Below are 12,776 nucleotides of genomic sequence, written 5' to 3' on the forward strand. Positions count from 1 at the left end.
ACCTCCCCGCGCAACTTTTTGCAGTGATTTGACCAGTTACCCGCACGCTGTCGAACCGTCAGCGGGCCTGAGCGGTGGGTGATTTGCCAGCTCAGCGGGGTTGACTAGGTCCGGACCGTGAACACGGGGTCGTGCACACAGGAAGGTCACACCTATGGATGCGACGTGATCCTTCCGGCATGCTTCTCTCTCGCCCCTCCTCTGTCGGGGGAGGAACTCCGGACAGCGGAGAGAAATCCGAGAGGGACGGGGGCTCACTGAAAACGTGACGGCGTGCGCATTCTCGGAACGCCCCGGCGAGCACGGCATTGCCGACGCCAGGACATCTTCTCCGGAAATGGCTCATGCCGTTTTTGGGGGAGGGAATCCAGCACCGTGGAACGTCGTCGTCCCAGCCGGGCCACCGTCCGGCGCACCGCGGCGGGAGTGGCGGCGCTCGTCGCGGCCGGTCTCGGATTCGCCCTGCTCGGGCCCGACCCCGCAGACCCGGCCGCACCGGCTGCCACTCCGGTCTCGCCGGCCACCGCACCGCTCGACGAGAGCGGGGCGCAGCGGCAGGCCGTACGCACCGGCAAGCGCGTCGAGGTGACCGCCCTGCGCGACGCCACGTCGACGACGTTCGCGCTGCCCGACGGCAGCTTCGAACTCACCGCGAGCGCGGTACCGGTACGGGCCGAGGTCGGCGGTGTCTGGAAGTCCCTGGACACCACCCTGGCCCGCACGGACCGGGGCTGGGAGCCGAAGGCCGCGTCCGACCCGGTGGTCTTCTCCCCCGGCGGCGGCGAGAGTACCGCCGGGAAGAGCAAGGGCAAGGCCGGTGGGGCCGAGCACGCCTCGTTCACCGTGTCGCGCGCTTCGTCACCCCGTGCCGTGACCGCTGCCACCGACGACGCCTCCGCCTACCAGGACCTCGTCACCCTCAGCTCCGGCGGGCACGAGATCACCATGAGCTGGCCCGGGGAGCTCCCGGAGCCGCAGATCGACGGGGACACCGCCCTGTATCCCGGCGTGCTCGACGGGGTCGACATGCTGCTGACGGCACGCGACAGCGGCTTCACCCATGTGCTCGTCGTGCACGACGCCGAGGCGGCCTCCGCTCTCGCCGGGGCGGACCTCTCGTACCGCCTCAGCTCCCCCGACCTCACCTTCCACCTCGACCCGGTGACGCACGCGGTCACCGCGAGGGACGAGGCCGGTGCGGAGATCGCGGTCTCGCCCACCCCGTTCCTGTGGGACTCCGCCGGCCGGCCGGCCGTGACGGAGGGCGCCGACCCCGTGGCCCCCGAGCCCGGTGACGAACCCTCACCGTCGTACTCCGAGGAGCCGGGCGAGGAGCCCACGGACGCGCCCGAGAACCCGGACGCCCCGGAGACCGACGACACGGCGGCACCGGAGGGGGAGGAGGCCACCACCGCCCCCGCCCCCGCCCCGTCCACGCCGGCCGCCCAGGACGACCCCTCCGACGACCCGGCGCAGCAGTCGGCGTACGGCTCCGGCCCGGCCGCCGCGGGCACCACCGTCTCGCGCGCCGTCTTCCGCTCCGCCGACACCGAGGTGCTGGACCTGCCCGGCCTCGCCGGCCCGCAGATCGGCGCGCACACCGCGCTGGGCGCGGCCACGCTCACCGGCGGCGGCAGCACCGACGCCACGCTGGCCATCACCCCGGACGAGGGGCTGCTGACCAGCTCGAAGACGGTCTGGCCGGTCTTCATCGACCCGTCGATCACCGGCAAGACGAAGAACTGGACGACGACGTACAAGAAGTACCCGACGTCCAGCTTCTACGACGGGGCGAACTACAACACCGGTACCACTGAGGCGCGGGTCGGCTACGAGTCGACCACCGGTGGTCTGTCCCGCTCGTTTTTCCGGCTGGCCTGGACATCGAGTATCAAAGGCGCCACGGTCACCAAGGCGGACCTGAGGCTCTACGAGACGTACAGTTGGTCGTGCTCGGCCCGCGAGATGCAGGTCTGGCGCACCGGAGGCATCTCCTCCTCCACCACGTGGAACAACCAGCCGTCCTGGACCGAGGAGATCGGAAGGAAGTCCTTCGCCAACGGCTGGAGTTCGTCGTCCTGCCCGGACGCCTACGTGGTGTACGACGGGAAGTCGGCCGCGCAGGACGCGGCGGACGGCGGCTGGACCAACTTCACCATCGGTCTCCAGGCGAGCACGGAGGACTCCTCCTACTCCTGGAAGAAGTTCAAGGCCGAGAGCGATTCCGCACCGAAGATCGTGATCACGTACAACCGCAAGCCGGCCGAGCCCACCGGTCTCGACATCTCGCCGGGCACCGGCTGCGACACCACCAGCCCGTACGCCTCGGTGGGGCTGAGCGACGTGACGCTGGCCGCCAAGTCGAGCGACCCGGACGGTGACCTGAAGTACCTCGATTTCGAGATCTGGCAGTCCGGCAGCAGCACCAAGATCTACGACGGGAACCGGACGGTCGACTCGACCGGCGCGGCCAGCGTGGTCATCGACGGCGCCGACGGCACGGCGAGCGAGTTCACCAACGGCAAGACCTACTTCTGGCGGGTACGGGCCCTCGACTCGTCGGGCGCGGCCTCCACCTACGGTCCGCCGACCACCGCCAACTGCGGCTTCGTCTACGACTCCTCGGCGCCGAACTCGCCGGAGATCACCTCCACCGACTACCCCGAGGACGACGGCAACGGCACCAACTGGAGCAAGGTCACGTTCGGCACCACCGGGAAGTTCACCTTCGCGGCGGCCGGCTCGACCGACACCGTCAAGTACACCTATTCGGTCAACTCCAGCAGCCTGAACAAGACCACCCCGACGGTCACCGCCGGCGGGTCGGTCACCGTGTCGATCCCGCCGCTCGCGGCCGGCCCCAACATTCTCTACGCCAAGGCTGTCGACAGTTCGGGGAACACGTCGCCCTCGGCGACCAAGTACCTCTTCTACGTCACCCCCAAGAACACCAAGGACGCGGCGGGTGATGTGACCGGGGACGGCGTGGCCGACCTCTACCTCCTCGACGCCACCGGTGACCTGCGGCTGTATCCGGCCACTCGCACAGGCGACATCCATGTCTCGCTCCAAGCCGCCCACCGGGACGGCGTGAGCCTGGAGGCCGACCTCGACGAGGACGGCATCTCCGACGGCGGCGACTACTGGCTCGACCCGGCCGGGAAGCCGTCACTGATCACGCACAACGGTGACTTCCTGCCCGGCGACGGCATCCAGGACCTGGTCGCCCGGACCGGCGACGGCAAGCTCTACATCTACCGGGGCGACGGCTACGGCAGTGTCGACGTCGAGCAGCGCACCGAGGTGTGGCTGCCGTCGAACGCCCCCAGTCCGTCGACGTTCACCCAGATCCTCGCGACCGGCGACATCACCGGCGACGGCCGCCCGGAGCTCTTCGCGACCTCGGGCGACACCCTGTGGGTCTTCTCCGGGTACACCGGCGGCACCTTCCAGACCGCAACCCAGCTCTCCTCGTCGGCCTGGACGGAGCGTGACCTGGTCAACGTGGGCGACTACAACGGCGACGGCTCCGTGGACCTGGTGTATCGGACGTTCGCGACCAACCGGCTGCTGCTGCGCCTCGGCAAGCCCGACGCGGGCGGCGGCACCAGCCTGACCTCCCTCGCCAGCGCGGCGAACTCCCTGACCGGAGCCGACGCCGAGTTCGGTACGGGCTGGAGCCTGGCGAGCATCCCGTTGATGACCGGCACCCCGGACGTCTCCGGTGACGGCATCCCCGACATCTGGGCGCTCATGGCCGACGGCACCGTGCGCTTCTACAAGGCGACGGCCACCTGGGGCGGCAGCGCGACCACCGTCATCAGCGGCGGCTGGGAGAACAAGATGGCGCTCGGCTGATGCGGCCCCGCTCCGACCACCAGGCACGTTCGAGGGACACGACGATGAAGCAGTACGCACGCGGCGCGGGCACCGGCGCGGCCAGGGGCGTCCGCCCCGGCCCCGCCGCACGCAGGGGCACGGCCGCCGCGCTGTCGGCCGCCACACTGGTCCTCGCGACGGCGTGTTCCGTGGCGGGGGGCGGTGGGGCGGGCTCGCCCTCGTACGGCCTGCAGCGCGGGGCGGCCGCCAGTCCGGCCGCCACCGGGCCGGCCGGACTGGCCGGGAAGGCGCTGAAGAGCGACAGCGTCCCCGGGGCGAAGGTCACCACCCCGACGGACAAGGAAGTCCCGAAGGCCGATGACGTCGAGGCGGACCAGACATGCCGGCCGCTGGCCCGCGCGGTGGCCGGTACAGCGCTCGGCGGCCCCGAGGATACGGTGGTGCGCCGGGTCTCCGGTGACGGCCTGGTGACCACGGTGACGCTCGCCTCGTACAAGGAGGAGGAGGGTGCCGTCGACGCTCTGGCGAGGCTCTCCACCGCCGCCGACTCCTGTGGGCAGGGTTTCACCATGAAGGTCGCGGGCAAGGAGCGACAGGTGACGGGCGCGGTGCGGGAGTTGGCGCCCCAGGGGGCGGACCAGGCGATGGGGTTCGGAGTGACCCTGCGAACGGACGGGAGCGAGTTTGCCCAGAAGGTCATCGTGATGCGCCGGGGGGCCACGGTTTCCCTCTTCACCACCACCGCCGCCGGAGCGTCCGCGTCCCCGAAGGATCTGGCCGTGCCGCCCGCAGTCGTGGACACGCAGTTCGCCGCCCTCTCCTGAGCTTGTGCCCAGTTCACGCCCTGCCCCGCTTCACCCTTGACGGCACCGACCACCCCAGCCGCAAAGAACTGGGCAGCCTGCCTCCGGCGTCTGCCTATCGGCCGGGAGCCTTCCCCGACGCCGCCGTCCGGCCACGCGCCGGCGGGACGACCGGCCCCGCGCAACCAGGGAATGAGGGCGTCCGCTCCTGCGTTGTCCACGGGAGCGGAGGGTGGCTCCGCGCCGCCTGAGCTGTCGTTACGAGAACACGGAGAGAAGAAGAGACATGCGCGTCGAGATCTGGAGCGACATCGCCTGCCCCTGGTGCTACATCGGGAAGGCCCGCTTCGAGAAGGGCCTGGCGGGATTCGCCCACCGCGACGAGGTCGAGGTCGTGCACCGGTCCTTCGAGCTCGACCCCACGCATGCCAAGGGCGACACCGTTCAGGTGATCGACATGCTGGCGCAGAAATACGGGCGCACCCGCGAAGAGGCGAAGGCCATGGAGGCGAACGTCGCGGCCAACGCGCAGGCCGAGGGCCTCGGCTACTTCACCGAGGGCCGCGACCACGGCAACACCTTCGACATCCACCGACTGCTCCACCTGGCCAAGGCCCGCGGCCGCCAGGACGAGCTGCTGGGCCTCGCCTACCGGGCGAACTTCGCCGAGGAACGTTCCGTCTTCGACGGTGACGTGCTGATCGAGCTGGCCGTCGAGGCCGGGCTCGACGCCGACGAGGCGCGTGCCGTCCTCGCCGACCCGGAGGCGTACGCCGCCGAGGTGCGGGCCGATGAGCGCGAGGCGTCCGAGCTCGGGGCCAACGCGGTGCCGTTCTTCGTGTTCGACCGTCGGTACGGGATCTCCGGCGGCCAGCCCGCCGAGGTCTTCGCCCAGGCGCTCGAACAGGCGTGGAAGGACCGGCCGCTGACCGCGATCGGCGGGGACGCCGCGGCGTGCGACGCCGACGGTGCCTGCGAGGTCCCGCAGTCCGGCAGCAACGCCTGACGCCACAGGCCGACACCGTCGCCCGACACCTCGCTCAGCTGCATACATAAGCATTGCTTGCATGTACCCCTTGACTCTTTGTAATTGACGATGAGTCAAGGGGGCTTCAGGCTGGGCTCATGGAGACTACTTCGCTCAGCCGTACGGTGGACGACGAGTTCGCGCCGGAGACCACCTACCTCAACACCTCCACCTGTGGGCTGCTGCCCCGGCGCACCGTGGACGCGGTGAGGGCGCTCGCCGAGGCGATCGCCACGGGCCGCAGGGCCGGCTCCGGCGACTTCGAGGCGGTGGAAGCGGCCCGGGCAGGATTCGCCCGCCTCGCCGGTGTCGACGCCGACCGGGTCGCCACCGGCAGCTCGGTCTCCGTACACGTCGGGCTGATCGCGGCCTCACTGCCGGCGGGGGCCGAAGTCCTGGCGCCCGAAGGGGAGTTCAGCTCCGTCGTCAGCCCGTTCGCGGTCCGTGGCGATCTCAAGATGCGCTACGTCCCGCTGGACGGGCTGGCCGACGCGGTACGGCCCGGCACCGACCTCGTCGCCTTCTCCTCCGTGCAGTCCGCCGACGGCCGGATCGCCGATCTGGACGCGGTACGTGCGGCGGCTGCCGCCCACGGCGCCCGGACGCTGCTCGACGCCACCCAGTCGGCCGGCTGGCTGCCGCTGGACGCCGGGGCGTACGACTACACCGTCACCGGCGGCTTCAAATTCCTGCTCTGTCCGCGGGGTGCGTCGTTCCTCACCGTCACGGAGGAGGCGCAGCGCACCCTGCCGACCGTCTTCGCCGCGTGGGTCGCCTCCGATGACCCCGGGAACAGTACGTACGGCCCGGTCGGTCGGCTCTCCCCGACCGCCCGGCGCTACGACGAACCGCCGGCCTTCCTCTCGTACCACGGCGCCGAGCACTCCCTCGCGCTGCTGGGCGAGGTCGGCATCGACGCCGTCCACGCCCACGCCACCGGGCTCGCCGCCCGCATGAGGGCCGGGCTGGCCGGGCTGGGGCACGAGGCGGTGCCGGGGGAGTCGGCGATCGTGGCCGTGCCCGGACTCGGCCGGCGGGAGCCGGAGCTGGTGCGGGCCGGGGTGATGGTCTCGAACCGGGCGGGGAGTCTGCGCGCGGCCTTCCACCTGTACAACACGGAGGCCGATGTGGACCGTGCCCTGGACGTGCTCGCCGGCTGAACCCGCCCGGATGCCGGCTGAGCCCGCCCGGCCCCCGCTACGCCCGGCCGGACCCGTCCAGCGGCGCACTGTGCCACTTCCACGAGGTGACCCGGGGATGACCGGGCAGCTCGCCGCGGCCGGTGGCCCAGAGCAGGACGGCCCATCGGTCGGCGTCCTTCGGGGCGTCCGGGAACAGCCGGGCCAGTACCCGGTCGCAGAGGCCGGCCGGCGGGATCCAGGGGACGTCCAGGCTCGCGGCGAGGTCATGCACGTGCACCAGGGTCTCCACGATGCCCATGGCGGCGAAGCCCTCCGGGTCGGACACCCCGTAGGAGTGGTACGAGCGGACCTCGGGCGAGGCCGTCCGTACCATCGCCGCCAGCAGCGCGCCGCTCGCCTCCAGCGTCTGGAGCAGCCCGGCGGGTCCGGCCGACCGGTCCGCGAAGATCGCGTTCACCGGTCCGCCCTTGTGCTCGGCGTTCCAGCGGTACGGGACGTACGCGTCCAGCGGCGGCTGCCGCGGGCCCAGCTGGGCCGCGTAGGAGAAGAGATCGTCGCTCAGATGCTCCGCGGTCTCCCAGCAGTCCCACTCCAACGACCCGGCCGGGACCAGCCAGTTGCCTGCCCGGGATTCCCGGAGCGCGTCGACCGCGAGGCGGACCGCGGTGGTCACGTCGTCCGCCGTGACCGGCAGCCGGGTCCCGGTCAGCGCGGCCCGTTCCGCCGCACTGCACTCGACACAGAACTCATTGCCCTCCGGATCGGCGAGCGTCGCCCAGCCCCGTCCGTTCGGCTTGCGGTGGTCGGCCACCAGAGTGGCGCCCAGGCCGAGCAGCCGCTCGACCTCCTCGTCGCGGGTGCGGTCCTGCGGCTGAATATCCAGGTGCAGACGGTTCTTGGCGCTCTTCGGCTCCGGCACCGAGATGAACAGCAGCGCGGCACCGGGGGCCTCGACGAGTGCCTCGGGATCGCCGGGGGCGTCCTCGGCGGAGAGCGGGGCGCCGAGCACCCCGGACCAGAAACCGGCGAGCTCGTAGGCGTCGGCGCAGTCGATCGTGATGTGACGTACCAGTGAAGTCATGGGCCCCACTGTCGCCGCTCACGGCCGCCACGGTCCACCAGGTTTGGAGAGGGGGGTGGGGCGACGGATGCCGCCCCACCCCTGCCCGGTTCAGCTCGCCGGTACGTCACTTCACCGGTGTGAAGTCCCGCGCCCCGATGAACTCCGGACGCCGCGCCGGTGCCGCGAACGGCTCCTCGGCGGCGTTCTCCACGCTGTTGAAGACGATGAAGACATTGCTGCGCGGGTACGGGGTGATGTTGTCCCCCGAGCCGTGCATGCAGTTGCAGTCGAACCAGGTCGCCGAACCAGCCTTACCCGTGAAGAGCTTGATGCCGTGCCGGTCGGCCAGCTTCGTCAGCGCCTCGTCGGACGGGGTGCCGGCATCCTGCATCTTCAGGGACTTCTTGTAGTTGTCCTTCGGCGTCTCGCCGGCACAGCCGAGGAACGACTTGTGCGAACCGGGCATGATCATCAGCCCGCCGTTGGTGTCGTGGTTCTCGGTCAGCGCGATCGACACGGACACCGCCCGCATGTTCGGCAGGCCGTCCTCGGCGTGCCAGGTCTCGAAGTCCGAGTGCCAGTAGAATCCCGAAGCGCCGAAACCCGGCTTGACGTTGATCCGGGACTGGTGGACGTACACGTCCGAACCGAGGATCTGACGGGCCCGGCCCACCACGCGCTCGTCGCCGACCAGCCGGGCGAAGACCTCGCTGATCCGGTGGACCTCGAAGACCGACCGTACCTTCTGCGACTTCGGCTCTATGATCGAGCGCTCGTCGGCCCGCACCGCCGGATCGGTGATCAGCCGGTCCAGTTCGGCGTGGTGGGCGGCGGCCTCGTCCGGTGTGATCAGCTGGTCCACGGTGAGGAAGCCGTCGCGCTCGAAGCCCTGCAGATCCTTCACGGCGACCGGCCCCGGGGCTCCGGGCGGGGACCAGATGACCGGGTCCTGACGGGGTGTGATCATCTCGGCTGCGCCGCGTGTGGGGTACAGATCGGCACGTACATCGGTGGTCATGGTTCAGCGCTCCTCGGTCAGCAGTGGGTAGACACCGTTCTCGTCGTGCTCCTCCCGTCCGGTGACCGGTGGGTTGAAGACGCAGACACAGCGGAAGTCGGTCTTCGGCCGCATGGTGTGGTGCTCATGGCCGTTCAGCAGGTACATCGTGCCGGGGGTGATCCAGTGCTTCTCGCCGGTCTCGTCATTGGTGAGCTCGGCCTCGCCCTCGACGCACAGGACGGCCTCGATGTGGTTCGCGTACCACATCGACGTCTCGGTACCCGCGTACATCGTGGTCTCGTGGAGCGAGAAACCCACCTTCTCCTGCGCGAGCACGATGCGCTTGCTCTCCCAGGTTCCGGAAGCGGCCTTCACATGCCGGTCGGTGTTCTCGATGTCACTGAACGATCGGACGATCACGGTGGGTCGGTGCCTTTCTCTCTGCGGCGGTGTTTCTCGTCGGACCCGCGTCGGGGCGGGTCCGGGATCAGGCGGTCTCGCGGACTGCGCGGGCCAGGGTCCGCAGGCCCTCGTCCAGCTCCTCGGGGGTGACGGTCAGCGGCGGCAGCAGCTTCACGACCTCGCTCTGCGGACCGGAGGTCTCGACCAGGAGGCCCAGCTCGAAGGCGCGGGCGCAGACCGCGACGGCGCGCGACTTGTCGGTGAAATCCATGCCCCAGACCAGGCCGCGGCCCCGGAACTGCGCACCGAGCCGGGCGTGTTCGTCGCAGATCGCAAGGAGTGCCTGCTCGATCTGCTCGCCCCGGGCCAGGGTCTGCTTCTCCATCTGTCCGTCCGCCCAGTAGGCGTCCAGCGCGGCGGCGGCCGTGACGAACGCCGGGTTGTTGCCGCGGAAGGTGCCGTTGTGCTCGCCCGGCCCCCAGATGTCCAGCTCCGGTTTGAACAGGCAGAGCGACATGGGCAGTCCGTAGCCGCTGATGGACTTGGACAGGGTGACGATGTCGGGGGTGATGCCGGCCTCCTCGAACGAGAAGAACGCCCCCGTGCGTCCGCAGCCCATCTGGATGTCGTCGACGATCAGGAGCATGTCGCGGCGGTGGCACAGGTCGGAGAGCGCCCGCAGCCACTCGGGGCGCGCCACATTGATGCCGCCCTCGCCCTGCACCGTCTCGACGATCACGGCGGCGGGCTGGTTGAGACCGGAGCCCTGGTCCTCCAGGAGCCGCTCGAACCAGAGGAAGTCCGGTACCCGGCCGTCGAGGTAGTTGTCGAACGGCATCGGGGTGCCGTGCACCAGCGGGATACCGGCCCCGGCCCGCTTGAAGGCGTTGCCGGTGACGGCGAGCGAGCCCAGCGACATGCCGTGGAAGGCGTTGGTGAACGAGACGATCGACTCGCGCCCCTTCACCTTACGGGCCAGCTTCAGCGCCGCCTCGACCGCGTTGGTGCCGGTCGGGCCGGGGAACATCACCTTGTACGGGAGATCACGCGGGCGCAGCACGTTGTTCTGGAAGGACTCCAGGAAGGCGCGTTTCGCGGTGGTGGCCATGTCGAGGCCGTGGGTGATGCCGTCGCGCTCGATGTAGTCGATCAACGCGCGTTTCAGCACCGGGTTGTTGTGGCCGTAGTTGAGCGATCCGGCGCCGGCGAAGAAGTCGAGGTAGGTGTGGCCGTCCTCGTCGGTCAGTCGGGCGCCCTGCGCATGGTCGAACACTGCGGGCCAACTGCGGCAGTAGCTCCGTACCTCCGACTCCAGGGTCTCGAAGACACTCAGCGCGGGCGGGGTGATGGTCACAGGGAATCTCCTGCTTGAGGGGGGTGTGACGGGCGGCGGTGTGCCCAGGTGCGGAACGGGCCGAGGTGCTCGGACGTGGAACGGGCCGAGGCGCTCAGGCGTGGAACGGGCCGATGCGGTACAGCACTTCCGGCAGATGCGTTCCCTCGGGGAACAGCCCGCCGTCGAAGAGCACTTCACGCTCCAGGGCCACGTCGTGGCGCTGCGCGTAGGAGGTGAACAGCCGGTCCGACGCGGTGTTGTCCGGGGTGACGGTCGTCTCGACCGAGGCCAGGCCCTGCGAGGCTGCGACCCGCGAGGTCAGCGCGTCCAGCAGCTTTCCCGCCAGTCCGGTCCCGCGGTGGCCGTGGTCGACGGCCACCTGCCAGACGACGAGTGTCTCGGGGCGGTCCGGCCGGAGGTATCCCGTCACGAAGGCAACGGGCCCGCCGGTCTCGTCGCGGGCGACCACGGAGGTGGCCGCGAAGTCACGGCACCACAGCAGGTAGCTGTACGAGGAGTTGAGGTCCAGGACCTCGGAGTCGCGGGCGATGCGCCAGATCGCGGCTCCGTCCTCCACTCGTGGGGTGTCGATGGTGAGGAATTCGCTTCGGGCACTTGCAAAATCTGCTGGTGCTGCGGTCATGCGAATTGAATTTACCCAGCAAATTCTGAAATTGCATCGACGTAAGGGGTTGGGTGGAGTGCTCCTTTGTGTTATCACGCGGGCGCGTGCACCGGTGCGATCCGGCTGTGCTTTCTTCTGATTTGGGTGCTATTTATCCGGCATAACGGCCGCGTTGTGGAGTCGGTCACAAGGTCGTAACTCTCGCGTGAAGCAACGGAATTGTGTGGATCGGGCTTCTGGAAACCTGGGTGTTTAGGGTCCGGGAAAGCGGGCAGAAGAATGCGGGGAGCTGCTCTGAATAGAGCAGCTCCCCGCATTTATGGAATATTGACGTTCCGGTGCGGATCTACTCGCTCGGCCAGGTTTCCGAAACGGCTTTGCGGGCAGTTTCGAAGTCGACCTGCCGGCCCGCATCGGCCAGCGCCGCCCCCAGAGCCGCGAGCGAGGACTGGACCGCGCCCCGCGTCGCGTCCACACCGTAGTGATTGACCCGGATCATCTCCTTGGACAGCGCACCGCCGCCCGCGATCAGCGGCAGCGACGGGTCGGCCGCGAGTGCCCGCGCGACCAGTCCGGAGGCATCGACGCCCGCCGGGGCGCGCAGCGTCGTCGCGACCGGCGCCGCGTCCTTCGCCTCGTGCACATACGGCGACAGACCGCCGCCGAGCGCCACCGCACCCGCACGCGTCGCCGCGGCAGCCGAGGCGTGCCGGGTCATCAGCGCATCCAGACCCTCGGCCTCGATCTGCTCCACACAGGCCTCCAGAGCCAGCATCTCCAGCTGGGCGGGGGCGTGCAGCAGCGCCCTGCGACCGCCGTCGATCCAGCGCTCCTTCCAGTCCAGGAGGGAGAGGTACGAGCGGCGCGGGGCCTGGGGGTTGGCGGCGATCCGCTCCCAGGCCCGCTCGCTCACCGACACCGCCGACACCCCGGCCGGGCCGCCCATCGCCTTCTGCGCGCCGATCACACAGAGGTCGACGCCCCACACGTCCGGCAGCAGCGGCTCGGCACCCACCGAGGCGACGGCGTCCAGCATGAACAGTGCCCCGTGCGAACGGACCACCTCGCCGATCTCGGCGACCGGATTGGTGTTGCCGGTCGCCGCCTCGGCGTGGACCAGGGAGACGAAGTCGATCTCCGGGTGCTCGGCCAGCGCGCGTGCGACCTGGTCGGCGGTGACCGCCGTGTGGAACGGAACCGCCAGATCGACGACGTTGGCACCGCAGTCGCGCAGCCAGTTCCCGAAGGTCTGTCCGTACGGCCCCGTGACGACGTTCAGCGCGGTCGAGCCGGGCCGGGCGCCGCCCCGGATGCAGCCTTCGAGGGGGAGCAGCGCCTCGCCCTGCATGATGACGACGTCCTGCTCGGTGGCGAGGAGGCCGGCCACCCGCTTCTCGATGGCCGCGAAATGCGCGGCGGTGAGCGGGGCGAGGTCGAGGAAGGGGTGCGTCACGGTGGTGCTCTCTTCGGATCGGGTCGGTGCGCCGCGGTGCTGCGTACGGACAGTGCTTCCGTCGAAGCGTACCCAGGGCGCCGCG

Annotated in this window: 10 protein-coding genes; 4 read left to right on the top strand and 6 right to left on the bottom strand. The window is 70.0% G+C overall.

Features of this window, described 5'->3' with window-relative positions; genetic code table 11:
• Nucleotides 1-375 precede the first annotated feature (375 nt).
• From OG953_RS32640 to OG953_RS32655, 4 genes are all read left to right on the top strand, one after another.
• Nucleotides 376-3,858: an FG-GAP-like repeat-containing protein gene (locus OG953_RS32640; protein ID WP_405688825.1), complete on the top strand. Its 3,483-nt coding sequence runs from the start codon at nt 376-378 to the stop codon at nt 3,856-3,858.
• Between the two features lie 44 nt (nt 3,859-3,902).
• Nucleotides 3,903-4,664, top strand: coding sequence for a hypothetical protein (locus OG953_RS32645; protein ID WP_405688826.1), 762 nt, complete (start codon nt 3,903-3,905; stop codon nt 4,662-4,664).
• Nucleotides 4,665-4,929: 265 nt separating this feature from the next.
• Complete coding sequence (locus OG953_RS32650) at nt 4,930-5,649, top strand: DsbA family oxidoreductase (RefSeq protein ID WP_405688827.1); 720 nt, start codon at nt 4,930-4,932, stop codon at nt 5,647-5,649.
• Nucleotides 5,650-5,768: 119 nt separating this feature from the next.
• Nucleotides 5,769-6,830, top strand: a complete 1,062-nt coding sequence (locus tag OG953_RS32655) for an aminotransferase class V-fold PLP-dependent enzyme (protein ID WP_405688828.1) — start codon at nt 5,769-5,771, stop codon at nt 6,828-6,830.
• 37 nt (nt 6,831-6,867) lie between these two features.
• Here OG953_RS32655 and OG953_RS32660 read toward each other — a convergent pair whose 3' ends face one another.
• From OG953_RS32660 to OG953_RS32685, 6 genes are all read right to left on the bottom strand, one after another.
• On the bottom strand, nt 6,868-7,893 hold the full coding sequence (locus tag OG953_RS32660) for a VOC family protein (RefSeq protein WP_405688829.1): 1,026 nt from the start codon (nt 7,891-7,893) through the stop codon (nt 6,868-6,870).
• A gap of 106 nt (nt 7,894-7,999) precedes the next feature.
• On the bottom strand, nt 8,000-8,893 hold the full coding sequence (gene thpD, locus OG953_RS32665) for an ectoine hydroxylase (protein ID WP_405688830.1): 894 nt from the start codon (nt 8,891-8,893) through the stop codon (nt 8,000-8,002).
• 3 nt (nt 8,894-8,896) lie between these two features.
• Nucleotides 8,897-9,295, bottom strand: a complete 399-nt coding sequence (locus OG953_RS32670; RefSeq protein WP_405688831.1) for an ectoine synthase — start codon at nt 9,293-9,295, stop codon at nt 8,897-8,899.
• A 67-nt stretch (nt 9,296-9,362) separates the two neighbouring features.
• Nucleotides 9,363-10,631, bottom strand: a complete 1,269-nt coding sequence (gene ectB / locus OG953_RS32675) for a diaminobutyrate--2-oxoglutarate transaminase (RefSeq protein ID WP_405688833.1) — start codon at nt 10,629-10,631, stop codon at nt 9,363-9,365.
• A gap of 94 nt (nt 10,632-10,725) precedes the next feature.
• Nucleotides 10,726-11,190: a diaminobutyrate acetyltransferase gene (gene ectA, locus OG953_RS32680; protein WP_405692183.1), complete on the bottom strand. Its 465-nt coding sequence runs from the start codon at nt 11,188-11,190 to the stop codon at nt 10,726-10,728.
• Between the two features lie 394 nt (nt 11,191-11,584).
• Nucleotides 11,585-12,691: a pyridoxal-phosphate-dependent aminotransferase family protein gene (locus tag OG953_RS32685; RefSeq protein ID WP_405688834.1), complete on the bottom strand. Its 1,107-nt coding sequence runs from the start codon at nt 12,689-12,691 to the stop codon at nt 11,585-11,587.
• Nucleotides 12,692-12,776 lie beyond the last annotated feature (85 nt).

This window comes from Streptomyces sp. NBC_00057, assembly GCF_045041165.1.
In the GTDB taxonomy this organism is placed as follows: domain Bacteria; phylum Actinomycetota; class Actinomycetes; order Streptomycetales; family Streptomycetaceae; genus Streptomyces.

Excerpts from the sequence above, each read along its gene's own strand:
- OG953_RS32645 (WP_405688826.1), top strand. The coding sequence starts at position 3,903 with ATGAAGCAGTACGCACGCGGCGCGGGCACCGGCGCGGCCAGGGGCGTC.
- OG953_RS32650 (WP_405688827.1), top strand. The coding sequence starts at position 4,930 with ATGCGCGTCGAGATCTGGAGCGACATCGCCTGCCCCTGGTGCTACATC.
- OG953_RS32655 (WP_405688828.1), top strand. The coding sequence starts at position 5,769 with ATGGAGACTACTTCGCTCAGCCGTACGGTGGACGACGAGTTCGCGCCG.
- OG953_RS32660 (WP_405688829.1), bottom strand. The coding sequence starts at position 7,893 with ATGACTTCACTGGTACGTCACATCACGATCGACTGCGCCGACGCCTAC.
- thpD (WP_405688830.1), bottom strand. The coding sequence starts at position 8,893 with ATGACCACCGATGTACGTGCCGATCTGTACCCCACACGCGGCGCAGCC.